Source organism: Falsiroseomonas oleicola (assembly GCF_019029495.1).
Classification (GTDB): Bacteria; Pseudomonadota; Alphaproteobacteria; order Acetobacterales; family Acetobacteraceae; genus Falsiroseomonas; species Falsiroseomonas oleicola.
In genome coordinates this window covers 152941-171959 of sequence record NZ_JAERQM010000006.1, presented here as the reverse complement: position 1 = coordinate 171959, position 19019 = coordinate 152941, and the positions used below count along the sequence as shown (strand labels likewise).

Here is a 19019-nt window from a genome sequence, read left to right as displayed (position 1 = left end):
CATGTCGGACGTGACCCTCACCCAGGCGCCCGTTGCACGGCCGGTGCCGGCGCTGCGGCTCTGGCGGCGCGTCCGGCCGGTGCTGCTGTCCCTGATCGTGCCGCTGCTGCTGCTGCTCGGCTGGCACTGGGCGGTGGCGGCGGGGATGACCCGGCTGATCCCGTCGCCGGCCGAAGTCGCCGAATATATGGTGGACTTCGCCGTGGGCGGCATCTGGGACGATGCCTTTTCCGCCACGCTGCATATCCACCTGCTGGCCTCCGCCAGCCGCGTCTATGGCGGCTTCGTGCTGGCGGCGCTGGTCGCCATCCCGCTCGGCCTGCTGATCGGCCGCAACGCCTTCGTGCGGCAGCTTCTGGACCCGTTTCTTCAGTTGATGCGGCCGATTCCCGTCACCGCCTGGCTGCCGCTGTCGATGATCCTGTTCGGGCTGGGCGCGCGCTCCGCCTTCTTCCTGGTCTTCCTGGGCGCCTTCTACCCGATCCTGCTGAACACCATCTTCGGCGTGAAGAATGTCGAGCCGCGGCTGTTCGAGGCTGCCTCCATGCTCGGCTGCCGCGGCAATGCACAATTCTTCAAGGTGGTACTGCCAGCGGCCTTGCCCTCCATCTTCACGGGCCTGCGGCTGGGCCTGGGCCTTGCCTGGTTCGTCATCGTGGTGGGCGAGATGACGGGCGTGCCGCAGGGGCTTGGCGCCGTCATCATGGATGGCCGCACCCTGTCGCGCACCGAACTCGTCATCTGCGGCATGATCGTCATCGGCATCGCCGGCTTCATCTCCGACCGCGTCGTCGTGCTGCTGATGAACCGGCTGCTGCGCTGGAGCCCCTCCCACCATGGCTGAGATCCCGATCCTCGACATCCAGGGCGTGGGCAAGACCTATGTCCTGAACGACAGCCGCATCGAGGCGCTGCGCGATGCGAACCTCACCGTGAAGAAAGGCGAATTCGTCTGCCTGATCGGCGCCTCCGGCTGCGGCAAATCGACGCTGCTGCGGATCGTGGCGGGCTTCGAGGCGCCGAGCGCGGGCCAGGCCTTGATGTGGGGCAAGCCGATTGCCGGCCCGGCGCCGGATCGCGGCATGGTCTTCCAGGACTACGGCCTTTTTCCATGGTTGTCGGTCCGTGAAAACATCGGCTTCGGCCCGGCCAGCCGTGGACGTCCGAAGGCGGAGGTGCGCGACACCGTCGAGCGTTTCATCTCCCTGATCGGCCTCACCCGCTTCGCCGATGCCTATCCGCACCAGCTCTCGGGCGGCATGAAGCAGCGCGTCGCCATCGCCCGCGTGCTGGCCAATGACGCGGAGGTGGTGCTGATGGACGAGCCCTTCGGCGCGCTGGATGCGATGACGCGCGAACGGCTTCAGGACGAGCTGCTGGAGCTGTGGCAGCGCACCGGCCTGACGGTGCTCTTCGTCACCCATTCCATCGAGGAGGCGATCTTCCTCTCCGACCGCGTCGTGGTGATGGAACCCGGACCCGGCCGCATCGCCAGCGCGCATCAGGTGGAGCTGCCGCGCCCGCGCGACGTCGCCTCCCCGGAATTCAACGAGGTGCGGCGCGAACTCGGCCTGCGGCTGCATTCGCACCATGCGAAGAAGGCGGCCTGATGCGGCCTGAACAACGCCTGCGCTATTCCACCCCCGCGGACCGTCCGCCCAGCACGCTGCCAAACGGCGCGAAGGTTGCCGTCTGGCCGGTGGTGAATGTCGAGAACTGGCTGATCGACAATCCCATGCCGCGCCAGGTGCTCGTCGCACCCACGGGTGCGGCGCTGCTGCCGGACATCGCCAATTGGGGCTGGCACGAATACGGCATGCGCGTGGGCTTCTGGCGTTTCCTCGACGCCTTCCAGAAGCGCGGCATCCGGCCGACGCTCTCCGTCAACGGCTCCGTCTGCACCGCCTATCCGCGCGTGGCGCAGGCGGCGCATGAGGCGGGGTGGGACTTCATGGGCCACGGCCATGTGCAGGTGCCGACGCACAAGGTCCCCGACCAGCGCGCCATGATCCGCCAGACCATCCAGGCGATCCAGGATTGCACCGGCGCCCCGCCGCTCGGCTGGCTCGGCCCGGGACTGACGGAGACGCTGGAAACGGCCGACCTGCTGGCCGAGGCCGGGCTGCGCTACTGCGCCGACTGGGTGGTGGACGACCTGCCCTGCCGGCTGGAGACGGCGCATGGCACGCTGTTCACCATGCCCTACAGTGTCGAACTGAACGACATCCCCGTCGTCATGATTCAGCACCATGACGAGCAGGAACTGCCCCGCCGCGCCCGCCTCCACGCCGCACGGCTGCTGGCGGAAGCCACCACCACGCCGCGCGTGATGTGCATCGCCATCCACCCCTATATCACCGGCGTGCCGCACCGCATCGCCGCGCTGGAAGCGCTGCTGGACGACCTGGCGGCGATGCCGGGCGTGGCCTTCCTGCAGGCCCGCGACATCCTGGACTGGTATGCGGGCTGCGGCGATCCGACCTAGGATGCCGCCATGCGCATCCTGCTGATCAACGCCAATACCACCGAATCCATCACCGACCGGCTGGTCGCCATCGCCCGCGCGCTGGCCCCGCCCGGCGTGACGGTCCAGGGCGCCACAGGCCGCTTCGGCGCCCGCTACATCGCCAGCCGCGCCAGCTCCGCCATCGCCGCCCATGCCGCGGTCGATGCCTATGCCGCGCATGGCGCCGGGGCGGATGCCGTGCTGATCGGCTGCTTCGGCGATCCCGGCCTGGACGCGCTGCGCGAATTGGCGCCCGTGCCGGTGCTGGGCCTGGCCGATGCCAGCGCCGCCGCCGCCCAGGGCCGTCGCTTCGGCGTGGTCACCGGCGGCGCGGCCTGGAAGCCGATGCTGGAGGAATTTTTTGTCACGCGCGGCCATGCCGGCCAGCTCGCGGGCGTGCGGACCGTCGCGCCGACGGGCGGCGAGATCGCCCGTGACCCGGACGGCGCCCTGGCCCTGCTGGCCGAGACCTGCCGCGACTGCGTGACGCAGGATGGGGCGGAGGTGGTCATCCTCGGCGGCGCCGGCCTCGCCGGCCTGGCAGCCCGGCTGGCGCCGCTGGTGCCGGTGCCCGTGCTGTGCTCGGTGGAGGAAGGCGTGCGCGCCACGGTGGCGGCGCTCGGCCAGGGGGGCGCCGGGCTGCTGCCGCATGGGCCGGTGGAGACCATTGGCCTGTCCCCGGCACTGGCGGCGATTCTCAGCCCTGGTAGCGGGCCATGAAGCCGCGATCCAGCCGGTCCTTCAGCCACCAGACCCAGCGCCCGCCGAAGATCAGCCCGTTGCGGGTGCCCAGCGCGGTGCCATCGGCCAGCGACAGCAGCCGCAGATAGTCGCGCTGCGGGCGATAGGGGCGGGGCGCGCGGCCCCTGGCCACCGCCCGCAGATTGGCCGCCAGCACCGGCCCCTGGCGCACGGCGAAGACGCCGGCCTTGGGCAGGCCCGCGCCGAAGCTCGCCACATCGCCGGCTGCGAAGATATGGCTGTGCCCCTCCGCCCGCAGGCAGGCATCGACACGCAGGAAGCCGCGCGCATCCCGCGCCAGCCCGGTTTCCGCCAGCCAGGGCGCGGCGGCAGCGCCGGTCGCCCAGATGACGGATTCCGCGGGCAGCGACGGCGCGCCGTCGAAATGCACGGCGCCCTGCGCCACTTCGGTGACGTTCCGCCCCGACCGAAGCGCCACCTTCCGCGCGGCCAGCGCCTGCCCTGCGCGACGGCGCAGCCGCCCGGGGAAGCCCGGCAGCAGGCCGGAGGCGCCGGCGACCAGGGTGATCGCCGCGTCCAGCCGCACTGCCAGCGCCAGCGCCACCTCCACCCCCGCCGCGCCGGCACCGACCACGGCGATGCGCTGCCCGGGATGCGCCTCATGGAAAATGCCGCGCAGCCGCGGCAGCAGGGCGTCGATCGGCTTCAGCGGCAGGGCGTGTTCCGCCGCACCCGGCACGCGGCCGACATCCGGCGTCGCGCCCGTGTCGATCGACAGCAGGTCCCAGTCCACATCCGCCCCCTGGGCGCGCTGCACACGCCGGCGCCGGGGGTCGATGCCGGTGGCGCGGTCGAGGATCAGCGCCGCATTGCAGCGCGCCGTCAGCGCGGTGATGTCGATCAACGCCTCCTCCGGCTGATACAGCCCGGCGATGACGCCGGGCAGCATGCCGGAATAGGGCGACATCCATTCCCGCGTCAGCAGCGTGACGCGCCAGCCGGGCAGGGGGTGCGCGGCCCATTGCCGCAGCACCTCCACATGCGCATGGCCGCCGCCGAGCAGCAGCAGATGCGGCATCTCAGATGCGCCGCACCCCGGTGAAGTTCGACATGCCGACAGGGATGTCCACCAGGTTGCGCTGATGCGCGATGATGCGGAAATACTCGCCGAGCGGCAGATAGGGCGTGTCCTGCCAGAACTGCGTCTGGATTTCCCGCGCCTTGGCCTGCTGCGCCGGCCGGTCGGGGGCTGCCATCCATTCCTGCCGCAGCCGTTCCAGATCCGGGCTGCTGGGCCAGCCGAACCAGGCGCGCGGCCCATTGGCGCGCAGGCCGAGATTGGCCACCGGGTCGAGCAGCCCCGCGGCGCTGAAGCCGGAGAGGAACACGTTCCAGCCGCCGCGATCGGAAGGCTCCCGCGACCCACGCCGCTGCACGATGGTGCCCCAATCGGCCGAGAAGGCTTCCGCATTCACGCCGACGCGGCGGAACATGTCGACCGCCACATCCGCCATCACCTTCAGGAAGGCGAGGTCCATCGGCTGAAGCACCACCACCTTCTCGCCCTTGTAGCCGGCGGCGATCAGATCCTGCCGCACCTTCTCATAATCGCGCGGGCCTTCCAGCGCGGCGATGCCGGCATCGTTCGCCATCGGCGTGTTCGGCAGGAAGACGCCGACGCCGGTGCGCCACAGGCTGCGATCCTCGCTGAAGGCGGCGGTCATATAGGCGGCCTGGTCCAGCGCGCCGATCAGGGCGCGGCGGATGGCGGGGTTGTCGAAGGGCGGATGCAGGTGGTTGAAGCGCAGGATGCTGATGCTGCTGTCCTCCGTCACCTTCACCTGCACATTCCGGGCGCGGCGCAGGATCGGCAGCAGGTCGTTCGGCGCATATTCCAGCCAGTCCACCTCATTCTGCTGCAGGGCGGCCGCCGCGGTCGCCGGGTCGGGCAGGATGTGCCACTCGACGCGGTCCATATGCGCGATCTTGGCGCCGGCGCTGCGGCTGGGTGCGCCCTGGCGCGGCACATAGCCGTCGAACTTGTCATAGACCACGCGCACGCCGGAAACCCGCTCCGCCGCGTTGAAGCGGAACGGCCCGCTGCCGATCATCTCGGTCACGGCGCGGGAGGGATCGGTCAGCGCCAGGCGCTCCGGCATCATCGCCGGCAGCGGCGCCGTCACCTTCCCCAGCGCCTGGGGCAGCAGCGGGAAGGGGCGCTTCAGGCGGAAGCGGATGGTGCGGTCGTCTGGTGCCGTCAGCTCGTCGATCGCCGCCAGCAGCTCCTGCCCGAACATGTCCCGCGCGCCCCAGCGGCGGATGCTGGCGACGCAGTCGCGGCCGCGCACCGGTTCGCCATCATGGAAGCGCAGTCCTTCGCGCAGGGTCAGGGTCCATTGCAGCCCGTCATTCGCGACGACATGGCCCTCGACCATCTGCGGCTGCACATTGAATCCGGCATCCAGCGCATAGAGCGTGTCGAAGACCATCGCGCCATGCGTCAATGTCACCGTCGCGGTGTTGTAGATGGGGTCGAGCACCGTCAGGTCCGCCTGCGGCACGAAGCGCAGCGTGCGGCCGGCGGCGCCCTGCGCGCCCACGATGCGCGGGGCAGCAAGGATCGCCCCGGCGGTGCCGAGGAACTGGCGGCGGCTGGGCATGGTCGGGGCTCTCCTGAGGGCGGCGCGGCGCAGCATGCCGGAGGAGTTTGTCGGTGGGGAAGGGGGTTTCGTCATCGGCAAAGCGGCGCCATGCTGCGGGAACGGCCAAGGAAGCTGTCCTCATGACCCTCCGCTGCGATCTTATCCTTCGTGACGCCACCATCATCGACGGCACCGGCGGCCCGCGCCGCCGTGGCGATGTCGCGGTGAAGGGCGACCGCATCGCCGGCCTCGGCGACCTCTCCGGCATGTCGGCGGACCGCGAAGTGATGGCGGAAGGCCGCGTGGTGGCCCCCGGCTTCATCGACGCGCATACCCATGACGACCAGGCGGTGCTCTGTGGCCCGGCCTGCATGCTCTGCAAGACCAGCCAGGGCGTGACGACGGTGGTGGTCGGCAATTGCGGCATCAGCCTGTCGCCAGTCACCATGAGCGAGCGCCCGCCCGCGCCGCTGGACGGCGTCTGCGCCCCCGAATGGTGGATTTTTGACAGCTTTGGGGCCTATGCGGAGCGGCTGCGCACGACGCCTTCCTCGGTGAACACGCTGGCGCTGATCGGCCATATGTCGCTGCGCGTCGGCGCCATGGGCCGCGACACCGGCCGCCCCGCCACGGACAAGGAGGCGGAGCGGATGCGCAGGCAGCTCGCCCAGGCCCTGTCGGAAGGTGCCGCCGGCTTCTCCACCGGCCTGTTCTACCCGCCCAGCAAGGCCGCGCCCACCGAGGAGGTGATCGCGGTGGCGGAGGCGCTGCGCGAACACAGGGGCCTGTATGTCACGCATATGCGCGACGAGGCCGACCATGTGCTGGACAGCATCGAGGAGACGCTGCGTATCGGCAAGGCGGTCGGCGCGCCGGTCATCATCAGCCACCACAAATGCGCCCAGCCGGAAAACCACGGACGCTCGGTGGAGACGCTGCCGCTGATCGAGAAGCACGCCGCCGACTATCCGCTGGCCTTCGACGTCTATCCCTATACCGCCTCCTCCACCTCCCTGGCCGCACGCAAGCCGCGGCCGGATGTGCCGGTGACGGTGACGACCTCCGTGCCGCATCCCGAAATGGCGGGGCGCGCGCTGGCCGATATCGCGCAGGAATGGGGCGTGACGCTGGAGGAAGCGGCGCAGCGCCTGACCCCAGGCGGCGGTGTCTTCCACAACATGGCGGAGCAGGATGTGCGCCGCATCCTGGCGCATCGCCTGTCCATGGTCGGCAGCGATGGCGGGCCACTGGCAAAGCATCCGCATCCGCGTCTCTGGGGCACCTTCCCGCGGGTGCTCGGGCAGTATTGCCGGGAGCTTGGCCTGTTCGACCTGGAGACCGCCGTGCACAAGATGACCGGCCGCACGGCGGAGGTCTTGGGTATTCCGGATCGCGGCGTGCTGCGCGAAGGCGCCTTCGCCGACTTGGTGCTGTTCGACGCCGGCACGGTGCGCGACCGCGCCACCTTCACCGAGCCGCGCCAGGTGGCCGATGGCATTGTCGAGACCTGGGTGAACGGCCAGTCCGTCTACACCCACGCCGCCGGCGCCAGCGAGACGCCCGCCGGGCGCCTGCTGCAACGGGTGGCCTAACCGTTACTCGGCGGGCGCGAAGGCGCCCGCCGGCATTGCCGCCTTCCGCGCCCCGCGCCCCAGCGCCAGCCCATTCAGCGCCGGCACCACCAGCAGCGTCGCCACCGTGCCCAGCAGCAGCCCGCCGATCATCGCCACCGCCATCGGACCCCAGAAGACCGAAAGCGTCAGCGGCACGAAGGCCAGCACCGCCGCCAGCGCCGTCAGCACCACCGGCCGGGCGCGGCGCACGCTGCTTTCGATGATGGCCTCGCGCAGCGGCATGCCGGCCTCCACATCCTGGCGCACCTGGTCCACCAGGATCAGCGTGTTGCGCATCACCATCCCCGCCAGCGCGATCACGCCGAGCAGCGCGACGAAGCCGAAGGGCATGTCCATCACCAGCAGCGCCGCCGCCGCGCCGGGAATGCCCAGCGGCGCCGTCGCCACCACCAGCGCCACCTGCCCGAAGTGCCGAAGCTGGATCATCAGGATCAGCAGCATCACCGCGACCATCGCCGGGAACAGGGCGAAGAGGCTGGCATTGGCCTTGCCGGATTCCTCCGCCGCGCCGCCGGTGTCGATGCGCATGCCCACCGGCAGCCGCGCCGCGATCTCCTGGATCCGCGGCAGCGCGGCGGCGGTCACATCCGGCGGCTGCAGGCCCGGCGCCACATCGGCGCGCACAGTCAGGAAGGGCTCGCGGTTGCGGCGCCACAGGATCGGCTCCTCCATCACCGGCTCCAGCCGCGCCACCTGGCCGAGCGGCACCGGGCCGGCGCTTGTCACCAGGGTCAGGTCGGCGAGGTTGGCGAGGCCGAGGCGCTCCGCCGCCGGGGCGCGCAGCACCACATCCACCAGTCGCGAACCCTCCCGCAACTGCGTCGCCGTCACGCCGGATACCAATGCCTGCATCGACTGCGCCACTGCCTGTGGCGACAGGCCAAGCTGCGCCACGCGATCCTCATCCAGCACCAGCCGCAGGGAAGGGGCGCGCTCGCCCCAGGCGAGCTGCACGTCCCGCGTGCCCGGCATGGCCCGCAGCGCCGCCATCACCTTCTCCGCCGCCTGGCGCAGCGCATCGGGCTGGCCGCCGACGACGCGGAACTGCACGGGGAAGCCGACGGGCGGCCCGAAATCGAGGCGGGAGACGCGGATGCGCGCCTCCGGCACCGCGCCGGATTCGGCGAAGCCGATCATCTTCTCCCGCAGCCTTTCGCGGGCGGGCACGTCGCGCGCCTGGATCACCAGCTTGCCGAAGGCCTCGTTCGGCAGGTCGGGATTCAGCGCCAGGAAGAAGCGGGGGGCGCCGGCGCCGAGATAGGTGGTGGACATCACCGCATCCGGATCATCGGCGACCACCGCCGCCACGCGCTCCAGCGCCGCGCGGGTGGCGGCGAAGCTGGCGCCCTCCCGCAGGTTCACATCCACCAGCAGTTCCAGCCGGGCGGAGGTGGGGAAGAACTGCTTCTTGGTCAGGCCCATGCCGACGAAGCCCGCCACCAGCACCGCCAGCGTCGCCGCCAGCACCAGCCAGCGGAAATCCACGCACCAGGCCACCAGCCGCCGCAGCATCCGGTAGAAGCGCCCATCATACAGCGTGTCGTGATGCACCACATGCTTCGGCGTCGGCAGCAGCTTCACCCCGAGCCAGGGCGTGAACCAGACGGCGACGAGCCAGGAGGCCAGCAGCGCGCCGCCCACCACCCAGAAGATGCCGCCGGCATACTCGCCGCTGGTCGAAGCCGCGAAGCCCACCGGGATGAAGCCCGCCATGGTCACCAGCGTGCCGGACAGCATCGGCCCCGCCGTGCTGCCCCAGGCGAAGGCCGCCGCCCGCGTGCGGTCCCAGCCTTCCTCCAGCTTCACCACCATCGCCTCGATGGCGATGATCGCGTCATCCACCAACAGGCCGAGCGCCAGGATCAGCGCGCCGAGCGAAATCCGCTCCAGCTCCATGCCCCAATACAGCATCATCAGGAAAACGGCAGCGAGCGTCAGCGGCACCGACAGCGCCACGATGATGCCGGCGCGGAAGCCGAGAGAGAGGAAGGAGATCACCAGCACCACGGTCAGCGCCGCGACGAATTTCGTCAGGAACTCCGCGACGCTTTCCGCCACGATCTGCGGCTGGTCGGACACCGCCTGCAAGTCCAGGCCGAGCGGCAGGTCGCGCCGCACCTCCGCCAGCGCCACCCGCAGGCTTTCGCCCAGCGCCAGCACGTTGAAGCCGGGCTGCTTGACGACGGAGATCATGACCGCTCCGGCGCCGTCATGAAGCACCGCCGTGCTCGGCGGATCGGCCAGGCCGCGGGAGACCTCGGCGATGTCGCCCAGCCGCACGGTGCGTCCCGCGCCTGCGCTCACGGGGACGTTGCGGATCGCTTCCAGCCCATCCAGCCCGCCGCCGACGCGCAGATGCACGCGCAGCGGCCCGGTTTCCACCACGCCCGCCGGCACGACGGGGTTCTGCTGCGCCAGCGCGTCCAGGATCACACTGGGCGCGATGCCCAGCGTCGCGAGGCGGGCATGGCTGACCTCGACATGGATGCGCTGCTCGATCTCGCCCTGGATCGCGACCTTCTCCACCCCGGGCACGCGCAGCAGGCGCAGGCGGATCTGCTCCGCCTGGCGCACCAGCTCGGGATTCTCGGCCCCGGTCAGCGCGAGGACGGCGGAATAGACATCCGAATACTCGTCATTGAAGAACGGTCCGCGCACCCCGGCGGGCAGGTTCTGCGCGATGTCGCCGACCTTCTTGCGCACCTGGTACCAGAGGGCCTGCACCTGGCGCGGCGGCGTGGTGTCGCGCAGCGTGATGGTGATGACGGCATTGCCGGGCCGCACATAGGTCTGGAGCGTGTCGAGATGCGCCAGGTCCTGAAGCCGGCTTTCGATGCGATCGGCGACCTGCGCCTGCATCTCCGCCGCCGTGGCGCCAGGCCAGGCGGCGGAGACCACCATGACCTTCAGGGTGAAGGAGGGATCCTCCGCCCGGCCGAGCCGCAGATAGGCGCCGGTGCCGAGCACGGCCAGCATCAGCATGGCGAACAGGGTCAGCGCGCCGTTGCGCACGCCCCAGGCGGAAAGGTTGAAGCGGTCCATTTTCCCGAGCTCTCAGCGCAGCGTCGCGGCGAGGCGGTTCTGGACCACCCGCACGCGCTGGCCGGGGTCGAGAAGCTGCGGTCCGAGGGCCACCACCTGATCGCCGGGGGCGAGGGGGCCTTCCAACTCGACCGTCTGGGACGCCAGGGCACGCACCTTGACCGGCACCGCCTCGATCCGCCCCTGCGGCAGCACGCGCCAGACCATCGGCCCCTGGCCGCGATCGTGCAAAGCGGAGAGCGGAAGGCTGGCGGAGGCCACGCCGGGCCGGGTCAGCCGCACCGTGCCGGTCATGCCCAGCGCCACCCAGTCCGGCGCATCGGCCAAGGCGAAACGCACGGCATAGGTGCGCAGCGCGGCATCGGCCTGGGGCGCGACCTCCCGCAGCGTGGCGCGCAGGGCGACATCCGGTCGCGCCCAGAAGCGCACCTCGGCCTGCGCCTGGGCGAGGTCGGGCAAGGCGGATTCCGGCACCGCCACCTGCAATTCGCGCTCGGCGGGATCGGCGAGGCGCAGCACGCCCTGGCCTTCCGTCACCACCTGCCCAGCCTCCGCCAGCAGCCCCGTCACCACACCGGGGCCGGCGGCGCGTAGCGTGGCATAGGACAGGCGGTTGCGCGCCAGTTGCAGGGCGGCCTGGGCACTGGCCACACGTTCCGCCGCCGCGCGATCGGCGGCGACGCGCTGGTCGTCATAGGCGGCGGCGACATGGCCGGCGGCGCGCAGCGATCGCGACCGCACGGCGTCGTTGCGGGCCTGCCGGGCCTGGGCCTGCGCCGAGGCGAGGTCGGCCTCCGCCGCGCGCAACGACAGGGCCAGGTCGGCAGGGTCGAGCTGCGCCAGGACCTGGCCGGCGGTCACCGCCTGGCCCACCTCCACCGTCCGGCTGACGATCCGCCCGCCCGTCCGGAAGCCCAGCTCCACCTCCCGCCGCGCCCGGACCACGCCGGTATGGGCGGCGGTGGAATCACCGGAGGAGAGCCGCACCTCCGCCACTTGCACGGGGCGCGGTGGCATGGCCTCGGCGGCGGCGGGCGGGGAGGCTTCGCCATTGCAGGCGGTCAGCGTCGCCATGCCCATCGCGGTCAGCACCGGCAGGCTCAGCAGCAGCGTGGTCGGGCGGGAGATCGGCATGGGGGGCTCGCGGGCTGTCTGCCAGCGAGTATGGTTATTGATTGATGAAAGTCAATAATCGTCAGTCAGCATGCGTCAGGGCGCAGAGCCCGCAGCAGCAGGTCGATCATCGCGGAGAGGTCCCGCGCCATCTCCTCCTCCGACACCTGCCGCAGGCCGCATTCGGCGATCAGCACGGGGTGCATGAAGCCGATCACCGCCATCTTCACCGAACCGGCCGTCACTTCCGGATCCAGCCGGCCGAAGGCGCCACTCGCCATGCCGTCCAGCAGCACATGGCGGATCGCGGTGCGGATGCCCTCAATGAAGCGTTCCACCACGCCCCAATGCTCCGCCATCGCGGCGGTCACCATGTCATGCAGCCGGCGCTCCTTGAAAAACAAAGACATATGCCGGTTGTGCAGGGTGTTCAGCAGGGTCCTCAGCCGCTCCGGCGCCGGCGCCTGGCTGCGGGCGATGGCCCAGAGCTCCGCCTCCACCCCATTCAGCATCCGCGCCGCGATCGCCTCGTTGATCGCGGATTTGGAGGGGTAGAAGCGATAGATATTGGCCGGCGACATGCCCAGTTCGCGGGCGATGTCCGCCACCGTGGTCTTCTGGTAGCCCATCGAGCGGAACAGCGCTTCCGCCATATCCTCGATACGGCGCTTCGTGTCCTCCGCGCTCGCGCCGCGGCGGGCCGGGGTGTCCTTGGTGGTTGTGCTCATGATGAATAATCTAATCCATCATTCGTCATGTTTCCATCCCCACGCATGCCCCTCTTGGAGTCCGGCCCCGGAATGGGCGAAAAGAAGCTATGAGCCCTTATCGATTCGACCACATCCACCTCCGCAGCCCGGACCCCGAGGCCGCCGTCGCCGTCTATGTCTCGGCCTTCGGCGCCGAGATCAAGCAGCGCGTGACCCCGGGCGGCCGTCTGCGGATCATCCTGGACCTGGCTGGCGTGCCGCTGTTCGTCGAGGAGGTGCCGGCCGACACCGCCGCGCCGCCGGCGCCGCCCTTCCTCGGCATCGAGCATATCGGCCTCGGCGTCGATGACCTGGATGCCGCCCTGGCCGATCTGAAGGCCAAGGGCGTGCCGCTGATCTCCGGCCCCACCGAGGCGCGGCCCGGCGTCCGTATCGCCTTCCTCCAGGCGCCGGATGGCGTCCGCGTGGAACTGATCGAGCGCCGCGGCTGATCCAGCCGGCCGTGACGCGCTGGGCCCCCGTCGCCGCCATCCTGGCGGCCGGCATCCTGGGCGCGGCGCAGATCGGCAAGGTGCCGGCGGCGATGACCACCATCGGCGCCGAATTCGGCCTCGGTCTGGCCGGGGCGGCGCTGCTCGTCTCTCTGTTTGCCTTGATGGCGGCGCTGGGCGGGCTGGCGATCGGGCTGGCCGCCGCGCGCATCGGGCCGCGACGGGCGCTGCTGGCCGGGCTGGCGCTGGGCGCACTGGCGGCCGTGGGCGCGGCCTTGGCGCCGAACACCGCCTTGCTGCTGCTGGCGCGGGTGGTGGAGGGGGCGGGCTTCCTGCTGCTGGCCGTCGCCGCGCCGGGGCTGATCGCGGCCAGCGTCGCGGCGCAGGATCGCGGCCTCGCCATGGGTCTCTGGGGCACCTACATGCCGGCCGGCATCGCACTGGGCCTGCTGAGCGCCCCGCTGGTGGAGGCGGCCGGCTGGCGCTTCGCCTGGATGACGCTGGCCTTGCTGCTGGGCGCCGCCACCCTTTCCTGCTGGACGCTGGTGCCGAGGGCAGGCGCCGCCACGGCGCCGACCGGCGCACCGATCCAGGCCCAGCTCCGCGCCCTGGTCGCAGCGCGGGCGCCGCTGCGCATCGCGGCGGTCTTCGCCACCTACAACGTCATGTATTTCGGCATCGCCGCCTTCCTGCCGGCACGGCTGGAATCGCTGGGCGCCGGCACCGGCGGGGCCGGGGCGGCGGCGGCGGTGGCCGCCCTGGCCAATGCCGGCGGCAACCTCGTCTCCGGCCTGCTGATGGGCCGGGGCGTGGCGCCGGACCGGCTGGTGGTGGTGGGCGCGCTGGGCATGGCGGTGATGGCCGCGGGGGTCTACGTGGTGCCCGACCCGTTCGTGGTGACAGGCCTGGCCGTTCTCGCCTGCGCCATCGGCGGCCTGCTGCCAGCCGCCTGCTTCGCGCTGCTGCCGCGCGCCGTGCCCAGCCCGGCGCTGCTGGCGCCGGCCGTCGGGCTGGTGATCCAGGGCAACAACCTGGCGCAGCTTCTGGCCCCGCCGCTGATCGGCGCCCTGGCCACCCTGTCCTGGTCGCTCGCCACCCTGCCGCTGCTGCTGGCCGGCCTGCTCGCGGTGCTGGCCGGCAGGTCGCTGGCGCGCTGAGCCAGACGCGCTTTCAGTGCGACAGCAGGACGGGCACCGTCATGCGCCCGATGATGCCCCGGGTGACGCCGCCCAGGATCATCTGGCGCAGCCGGGAATGGCCATAGGCGCCCATCACGATGAGCCCGACGCCGGTATCGGCGGCCTCGTTCAGCAGCACATCCGCCTCCCGCAGATCCTCAGCCACCAGATGCCGCGCGGTCGCCCGCACATCGTGCCGGGCCAGATGCAGGGCGATATCGGCGGCGGGCACGTCGCCATGGCCACCGATGCCCAGCCGCGGATTGACCGCCATCACCGTTACCTTCGCCGCCGCCTGCAGCAGGGGCAGCGCGTCATGCACCGCCCGCGTCGCCTCCCGCCCCGCATTCCAGGCGATCATGATGTGGTCGGGCGCGGTGGTGAAACGGCCGGCGAAGGGCAACACCACGACGGGACGGCCGGATTGGAACAGCGCCGCATCCAGGATGGCGCCGTCCTCCGTCGCCTCCGCGCTGTCCGGCTCCGGCTGGCCCAGCACCGCCAGGTCGGCATAGCGCGCATGCAGCGCCACGGCGTCGGCGGGCAGCGTATCGGCCTCCCGCCACTCGCCGCGCAGCCCGTCGCGGCGGATCTTGTCCTCGAAGGCGGCACGCGACCGGGCCGCCTTGGCGGCGGCCTCCGCCCGGAAGCGTTCGGCGATCTGGCCGAAGGTGGCGGCGGCGGCATCGCCCGGGATGGCGAAGGGCAGCGATGCCTCCACCGCATGCAGCCCGATGAGATGCGCATCATGCCGCGCGGCCAGCGCCGCGGCGAAATCCAGCCGCGCCGCCGCGCGTGCCGAGCCATCCAGATGCACCAGCAGATCCCGCAAGGCCATGACGCGCACCCCAGTTCTTGTTGCCGTGGCGCGCAGATTGGCGGTGCGCGGCGTGGCGGCGCCTTGATCCCGATCATGTCTCGCGTCGACGTGATGGCGGCGGCACGCGCCTTGCCTGCGGCAGGCGCATGACCCAGCCGGATTTCGAGGCCTATGCCAAGGCCGCCGCCGCCGCCCTATCTTTTCCCATCGCGCCGGCGCATCTGCCCGGCATCGTTGCCACGCTTCAGGTCGCGGCCGGCGCCGCCGCGCTGATCGGCCGGGTGCCGCTGACCTTGGAGGACGAGCCCGCCCCCATCTTCAGGGCCTCACCATGAGCGCCACGGCCTTGGCCGCCGCCATCCGCGCGCGGCAATTGCCCGCAGCGGAGGCAGTGGACGCCGCCCTGGCGCGCATCGCCGCTGCCAATCCACGCCTGAACGCCTTCACCGCCATCACCGCGGAGCGGGCGCGGGCGGAGGCGGCGGCGGTTGATGCGGCGCTGGCCGCCGGGCAGGACCCCGGGCCGCTGGCCGGCGTGCCCATCGCCGTGAAGAACCTGTTCGACATCGCGGGCATGGCCACCCTCGCCGGGTCCAGCATCCGGCGAGGGGCCCCGCCCGCCGCTGCCGATGCCTTCGCCCTGGCGCGGCTGCGCAGCGCTGGCGCTATCCTGGTCGGCGCCACGAACATGGATGAATTCGCCTTCGGCTTCACCACCGAGAACGACCATGACGGCCCGACCCGCAACCCGCATGACCTGGCACGGGTCGCCGGCGGGTCCTCCGGCGGTTCGGCGGCGGCGGTGGCGGCGGGGCTGGTGCCGATCGCGCTGGGCACGGACACCAATGGCTCGATCCGCGTGCCGGCGGCGCTGTGTGGCATCTGGGGGCTGAAGCCGACCTATGGGCGGCTGTCGCGGCGCGGCGCGCATCTGTTTTCCGCCTCGCTCGACCATATCGGGCCGCTGGCCGGCAGCCTGGACGACCTGGCGCTGGCCTATGACGTCATGCAGGGCCGTGATCCGGAGGACCCGGTGCAGCAGGACCGCCCGGCGGAGCCCGTCTCCGGCCTGGCGGAGGCGGGCATCGCCGGCCTGCGCATCGCCATCGCCAGTGGCCATTTCGCCGAGGGCGGCCAGCCCGCCTGCTTCGCGGCGATGGAGACCGCCGCCGCCGCACTCGGCGCCACCACCCGCATCGCCCCACCCTTGGCCGCCGAGGGCCGCGCCGCCGCACTGCTGATAACCCTGGCGGAGGGCGGCAACCTGCACCTGCCGGACCTGCGCGCCCGCGCCGGGGCGTACGACCCGCTGACCCGGGACCGCTTCCTCGGCGGCGCGCTGCTGCCGGCCGCCTGGCTGATCCAGGCGCAGCGGGTGCGCGCGGCCTGGCAGCGGGCGGCGCGGGCGGTCTTCGCCGATTGGGACCTGCTGCTGACCCCCACCACCCCCTTCGCCGCCCCGCCGATCGGCACCGCGATGATCGACATCGACGGCCGGATGGTGCCCGCCCGGCCGCAGCTTGGCTGGTTCACCCAGCCGATTTCGGCCATAGGCCTGCCAGCGCTCTCCGTGCCCATGGCCGGGCCGGATGGCCTGCCGCTCGGTGTCCAACTCATCGCCCCGCCCTGGCGAGAGGATCTGCTGTTCCGCGCCGCCGGTGCCCTGCAACGCGCCGGCATCGCCGCCTGCCCCCAGCCCAAGGACCCGTTTTGATGCAGATCGACATCCCCGAAGTGGTCGCCGAGGTCAGCGAGGCCTTCCAGCGTTACGAGACGGCACTGGTCACCAACGACGTGGCGGTGCTCGACGAGCTTTTCTGGAACGACCCGCGCACCATCCGCTACGGCGCCACCGAGATCCTGCACGGCTATGCCGAGATCATGGAATTCCGCGCCTCCCGCCCCTCCGTCGGGCTGGAGCGGACGCTGCTGCGCACGGTCATCACCACCCATGGCCGGGACTTCGCCACCGCCAACACGACCTTCGCGCGCAACGGCCGCACCGGGCGCCAGAGCCAGACATGGGTGCGGCTTCCGGAAGGCTGGCGGGTGGTTTCGGCGCATGTGAGTCTCATGCCTGCCGAATCCTGACAGGGAATCCCGCGAATCCCGTTCAACGAAGCGTGATCGCCGGTTCTGGAACGCTCAGTTCCGGCGACGTCCACGGGCTCAGGCTGTTAGACTGCTCCGAACGTCGGTCAAAGCACTGCGCGCGCACGAATGGCTCTCGATATCCTTTCTCTTCCCGCGCCGCGGCTGCTTCCGCCCGGACTGTGCTCAATTATTGAGCCCGATATCCTGTATCTGCATATCATCTCGGATGTCGCGATCGGGCTCGCCTATTTTTCGATCCCGGTCGTCCTGCTGATCTTCGCGCGGCGACGGCGGGACCTGGCCTACCCCTGGGTCATCCCGCTCTTCGCCGCCTTCATCATCGCCTGCGGCACCAGCCATCTGATGCATGTCTGGACCATGTTCCGGCCGGATTATGCGGTGGAGGGGCTGGTCAAGCTGGTCACCGCGGCGATTTCCGTCGCCACCGCCATCCTGCTCTGGCCTCTGCTGCCGCGCTTTCTCGCCTTGCCCAGCGCCGAATTGCTGGCGCGGGAAGTGGCGGAGCGCCGTGCGGCGGAAGCCCGCGCCCTGGCCAGCGAGGCGCGCAGCGCCGCCTTCGTCGAACACCTGGCGGAGGCGCTGTTCGTCATCCGCATCGAGTCCGGCGAGCGATGGATCATCGAGACGGTGAACCCGGCCTTCGAACGCATGTTCGGCATCGCCGCCGAGACGCTGCGCGAACGCCCCACGGAGGCCGCCATGCCGCCCGAGGTCCTGGCCCAGGTCCTGCCCCATTGGCGCAGGGCCATCGCCACGGGCAGGCCGGTCGACTACGTGGTGGAAGCGCAGGCGCCGGTCGGCTGGCGGGTGTGGGAGACGGTGCTGGTGCCGATGAGCGGTGCGGATGGCCAGGTGGAACGGCTGCTGGGTTCGGCGCGGGACATCACGCGTATGCGCCGCCTGCAATCGGACGTGCTGCAAAGCGCCCGCCTGGCGACCATCGGCACCATGTGCGCCGGCCTCGCGCATGAAACCAGCCAGCCGCTGAACACCGCGACGCTCTGGCTGCGCAATGCCCGCGTGGCTGGGGAGGCGGGGGGCACGGAGGCCGCACGCACAAGATTGCGCCGGGCGCATGACATCATCGAAAGCCAACTCCGCAGGGCGGGGGACCTGGTCACCCGGATTCGCGCCCTGCCGGGCGAGGAAGCGGAGGCGCCGGAGGCCTTCGATGCCGTCCGCATCGTCGACCCCGCCCTGCGCCAGGTCGCCATGGCCTATGCGGCGGAGGGTGTGGAGGTCGCGCTGCGCAGCCAGGCCGCCCGCCTGCCGGTGCTCGGCGTGCCGCCGCGGCTGGAGCAGGCCCTGCTGCAATTGCTGGCCAATGCCCGCGACGCGGTGCTCGACCGTCGCGCCACCGACCCCGACGCCCCCGCCTGCATCATCGTGACCCTGCGCGAGGACGCCGGGGAGGCGGTGCTGGAGGTCGAGGATACCGGCCCCGGCGTGCCGGAGGCGCTGCGCGAGGCGATCTTCGACCCCTTCTTCACCACCCGCGAGCCCGGACATGGCAGCGGCCTCGGCCTGTCCCTGGTGGCCGCCGTGGCGCGCGGCATGGGCGGGCGGGTGGAGGCGCGGAACCAGGCCGGGGGCGGCGCCATCTTCACGCTGCGCCTGGCCCTGGCCCCGGCATCCAGCCTTACCACCCCCGTCGAGGTGCTGAATTGATGGCTCCCTGCATTCTGTTGGCGGAGGATGAGGCGCTCGCCGCCATGGCGATCGAGGAGGAGTTGCTGGCGGAGGGCTATGAGGTGGTGCTGGCCGCCGATGGCCAGGCGGCGCTGGAGGCGGCGCGGGTACGGAAGCCTGACCTGCTGCTGACCGACCTGCGCATGCCGCGGCTGGATGGCGCCGGGTTGATCCGCGCCCTGCGGGCGGAGATGCCGGACCTGCCGGTGGTGGTCATGACCGGCTATGCCCCGCCGGGCGGTGCCCAGGCCTTCGGCGGGGCGGGGGAGGGGCCGGTCGCCCTGTTTCCCAAGCCGCTCGACATGGATGCGGTGCTGGTGGCGCTGCGCCGGATGCTGCCGCCGGCCTGAGCGGCGGGTGCCCGCCATGGTGCGGGG

Annotated in this window: 18 protein-coding genes; 12 read left to right on the top strand and 6 right to left on the bottom strand. The window is 71.3% G+C overall.

The genetic code is table 11. The features are described from left to right. Nucleotide 1: 1 nt before the first annotated feature. From JJQ90_RS19675 to JJQ90_RS19660, 4 genes are read left to right on the top strand one after another with little or no spacing between them, the layout of a single operon-like run. Nucleotides 2–844: an ABC transporter permease gene (locus tag JJQ90_RS19675; RefSeq protein WP_216877967.1), complete on the top strand. Its 843-nt coding sequence runs from the start codon at nucleotides 2–4 to the stop codon at nucleotides 842–844. Then, nucleotides 837–1610 carry an ABC transporter ATP-binding protein gene (locus tag JJQ90_RS19670; RefSeq protein ID WP_216877966.1) on the top strand — a complete coding sequence of 258 codons (774 nt, stop codon included), beginning with the start codon at nucleotides 837–839 and terminating at the stop codon, nucleotides 1608–1610. Before JJQ90_RS19675 ends, JJQ90_RS19670 begins: the two co-directional genes overlap by 8 nt. Further along, complete coding sequence (locus JJQ90_RS19665) at nucleotides 1610–2485, top strand: polysaccharide deacetylase family protein (RefSeq protein WP_216877965.1); 876 nt, start codon at nucleotides 1610–1612, stop codon at nucleotides 2483–2485. The genes JJQ90_RS19670 and JJQ90_RS19665 overlap by 1 nt, the downstream gene beginning before the upstream one ends. Before the next feature lie 9 nt (nucleotides 2486–2494). Beyond that, nucleotides 2495–3226: an aspartate/glutamate racemase family protein gene (locus JJQ90_RS19660; protein ID WP_216877964.1), complete on the top strand. Its 732-nt coding sequence runs from the start codon at nucleotides 2495–2497 to the stop codon at nucleotides 3224–3226. Here the strand turns inward: JJQ90_RS19660 and JJQ90_RS19655 are convergent. Together JJQ90_RS19655 and JJQ90_RS19650 are read right to left on the bottom strand one after the other, a co-directional pair. Further along, nucleotides 3204–4286 (bottom strand): FAD-dependent oxidoreductase, encoded by a 1083-nt coding sequence (locus tag JJQ90_RS19655; RefSeq protein ID WP_216877963.1) that lies wholly within the window; start codon nucleotides 4284–4286, stop codon nucleotides 3204–3206. The genes JJQ90_RS19660 and JJQ90_RS19655 overlap by 23 nt on opposite strands. 1 nt (nucleotide 4287) lies before the next feature. Continuing rightward, the gene (locus JJQ90_RS19650; RefSeq protein WP_216877962.1) at nucleotides 4288–5868 is read right to left on the bottom strand and encodes an ABC transporter substrate-binding protein; all 1581 of its coding nucleotides are present in this window, start codon (nucleotides 5866–5868) and stop codon (nucleotides 4288–4290) included. Between the two features lie 122 nt (nucleotides 5869–5990). On the opposite strand from JJQ90_RS19650, the gene JJQ90_RS19645 reads away from it, so the two are divergent. Beyond that, nucleotides 5991–7442, top strand: a complete 1452-nt coding sequence (locus JJQ90_RS19645; protein ID WP_216877961.1) for an N-acyl-D-amino-acid deacylase family protein — start codon at nucleotides 5991–5993, stop codon at nucleotides 7440–7442. Between the two features lie 3 nt (nucleotides 7443–7445). On the opposite strand, the gene JJQ90_RS19640 is transcribed toward JJQ90_RS19645, so the two are convergent. From JJQ90_RS19640 to JJQ90_RS19630, 3 genes are all read right to left on the bottom strand, one after another. Beyond that, nucleotides 7446–10526, bottom strand: coding sequence for an efflux RND transporter permease subunit (locus JJQ90_RS19640; RefSeq protein WP_216877960.1), 3081 nt, complete (start codon nucleotides 10524–10526; stop codon nucleotides 7446–7448). A 12-nt stretch (nucleotides 10527–10538) separates the two neighbouring features. Beyond that, nucleotides 10539–11660, bottom strand: coding sequence for an efflux RND transporter periplasmic adaptor subunit (locus JJQ90_RS19635; protein ID WP_216877959.1), 1122 nt, complete (start codon nucleotides 11658–11660; stop codon nucleotides 10539–10541). Between the two features lie 65 nt (nucleotides 11661–11725). Next, nucleotides 11726–12367, bottom strand: coding sequence for a TetR family transcriptional regulator (locus tag JJQ90_RS19630; RefSeq protein ID WP_216877958.1), 642 nt, complete (start codon nucleotides 12365–12367; stop codon nucleotides 11726–11728). A gap of 89 nt (nucleotides 12368–12456) precedes the next feature. Between JJQ90_RS19630 and JJQ90_RS19625 the strand changes: the two genes are divergently transcribed. Both JJQ90_RS19625 and JJQ90_RS19620 read left to right on the top strand, forming a co-directional pair. Further along, on the top strand, nucleotides 12457–12840 hold the full coding sequence (locus tag JJQ90_RS19625) for a VOC family protein (RefSeq protein WP_216877957.1): 384 nt from the start codon (nucleotides 12457–12459) through the stop codon (nucleotides 12838–12840). An 11-nt stretch (nucleotides 12841–12851) separates the two neighbouring features. Next, on the top strand, nucleotides 12852–13997 hold the full coding sequence (locus JJQ90_RS19620) for an MFS transporter (protein WP_216877956.1): 1146 nt from the start codon (nucleotides 12852–12854) through the stop codon (nucleotides 13995–13997). 13 nt (nucleotides 13998–14010) lie between these two features. Here the strand turns inward: JJQ90_RS19620 and JJQ90_RS19615 are convergent, their stop codons facing one another. Continuing rightward, nucleotides 14011–14856, bottom strand: a complete 846-nt coding sequence (locus tag JJQ90_RS19615; protein WP_216877955.1) for a universal stress protein — start codon at nucleotides 14854–14856, stop codon at nucleotides 14011–14013. Nucleotides 14857–14984: 128 nt separating this feature from the next. On the opposite strand from JJQ90_RS19615, the gene JJQ90_RS19610 reads away from it, so the two are divergent. The 5 genes from JJQ90_RS19610 (at nucleotide 14985) to JJQ90_RS19590 (ending at nucleotide 18992) form a co-directional block, all read left to right on the top strand. Then, nucleotides 14985–15173 carry an AtzG-like protein gene (locus tag JJQ90_RS19610; RefSeq protein WP_216877954.1) on the top strand — a complete coding sequence of 63 codons (189 nt, stop codon included), beginning with the start codon at nucleotides 14985–14987 and terminating at the stop codon, nucleotides 15171–15173. Further along, on the top strand, nucleotides 15170–16552 hold the full coding sequence (locus tag JJQ90_RS19605) for an AtzE family amidohydrolase (RefSeq protein WP_216877953.1): 1383 nt from the start codon (nucleotides 15170–15172) through the stop codon (nucleotides 16550–16552). The genes JJQ90_RS19610 and JJQ90_RS19605 overlap by 4 nt, the downstream gene beginning before the upstream one ends. Then, complete coding sequence (gene hpxZ / locus JJQ90_RS19600) at nucleotides 16552–16929, top strand: oxalurate catabolism protein HpxZ (protein WP_216877952.1); 378 nt, start codon at nucleotides 16552–16554, stop codon at nucleotides 16927–16929. The genes JJQ90_RS19605 and hpxZ overlap by 1 nt, the downstream gene beginning before the upstream one ends. Nucleotides 16930–17058: 129 nt before the next feature. Further along, nucleotides 17059–18621: a sensor histidine kinase gene (locus tag JJQ90_RS19595; protein WP_216877951.1), complete on the top strand. Its 1563-nt coding sequence runs from the start codon at nucleotides 17059–17061 to the stop codon at nucleotides 18619–18621. After that, nucleotides 18621–18992, top strand: coding sequence for a response regulator (locus JJQ90_RS19590; RefSeq protein WP_216877950.1), 372 nt, complete (start codon nucleotides 18621–18623; stop codon nucleotides 18990–18992). Before JJQ90_RS19595 ends, JJQ90_RS19590 begins: the two co-directional genes overlap by 1 nt. The last annotated feature ends 27 nt before the right edge of the window (nucleotides 18993–19019 follow it).

What these genes read in the sequence shown, in the direction of transcription:
- JJQ90_RS19660 (WP_216877964.1), top strand. Translation starts at nt 2,495, where the DNA reads ATGCGCATCCTGCTGATCAACGCCAATACCACCGAATCCATCACCGAC.
- JJQ90_RS19605 (WP_216877953.1), top strand. Translation starts at nt 15,170, where the DNA reads ATGAGCGCCACGGCCTTGGCCGCCGCCATCCGCGCGCGGCAATTGCCC.
- JJQ90_RS19610 (WP_216877954.1), top strand. Translation starts at nt 14,985, where the DNA reads ATGACCCAGCCGGATTTCGAGGCCTATGCCAAGGCCGCCGCCGCCGCC.
- JJQ90_RS19630 (WP_216877958.1), bottom strand. Translation starts at nt 12,367, where the DNA reads ATGAGCACAACCACCAAGGACACCCCGGCCCGCCGCGGCGCGAGCGCG.
- JJQ90_RS19650 (WP_216877962.1), bottom strand. Translation starts at nt 5,868, where the DNA reads ATGCCCAGCCGCCGCCAGTTCCTCGGCACCGCCGGGGCGATCCTTGCT.
- JJQ90_RS19640 (WP_216877960.1), bottom strand. Translation starts at nt 10,526, where the DNA reads ATGGACCGCTTCAACCTTTCCGCCTGGGGCGTGCGCAACGGCGCGCTG.
- hpxZ (WP_216877952.1), top strand. Translation starts at nt 16,552, where the DNA reads ATGCAGATCGACATCCCCGAAGTGGTCGCCGAGGTCAGCGAGGCCTTC.
- JJQ90_RS19655 (WP_216877963.1), bottom strand. Translation starts at nt 4,286, where the DNA reads ATGCCGCATCTGCTGCTGCTCGGCGGCGGCCATGCGCATGTGGAGGTG.
- JJQ90_RS19590 (WP_216877950.1), top strand. Translation starts at nt 18,621, where the DNA reads ATGGCTCCCTGCATTCTGTTGGCGGAGGATGAGGCGCTCGCCGCCATG.
- JJQ90_RS19635 (WP_216877959.1), bottom strand. Translation starts at nt 11,660, where the DNA reads ATGCCGATCTCCCGCCCGACCACGCTGCTGCTGAGCCTGCCGGTGCTG.
- JJQ90_RS19595 (WP_216877951.1), top strand. Translation starts at nt 17,059, where the DNA reads ATGGCTCTCGATATCCTTTCTCTTCCCGCGCCGCGGCTGCTTCCGCCC.
- JJQ90_RS19645 (WP_216877961.1), top strand. Translation starts at nt 5,991, where the DNA reads ATGACCCTCCGCTGCGATCTTATCCTTCGTGACGCCACCATCATCGAC.
- JJQ90_RS19670 (WP_216877966.1), top strand. Translation starts at nt 837, where the DNA reads ATGGCTGAGATCCCGATCCTCGACATCCAGGGCGTGGGCAAGACCTAT.
- JJQ90_RS19625 (WP_216877957.1), top strand. Translation starts at nt 12,457, where the DNA reads ATGAGCCCTTATCGATTCGACCACATCCACCTCCGCAGCCCGGACCCC.
- JJQ90_RS19665 (WP_216877965.1), top strand. Translation starts at nt 1,610, where the DNA reads ATGCGGCCTGAACAACGCCTGCGCTATTCCACCCCCGCGGACCGTCCG.
- JJQ90_RS19615 (WP_216877955.1), bottom strand. Translation starts at nt 14,856, where the DNA reads ATGGCCTTGCGGGATCTGCTGGTGCATCTGGATGGCTCGGCACGCGCG.
- JJQ90_RS19675 (WP_216877967.1), top strand. Translation starts at nt 2, where the DNA reads ATGTCGGACGTGACCCTCACCCAGGCGCCCGTTGCACGGCCGGTGCCG.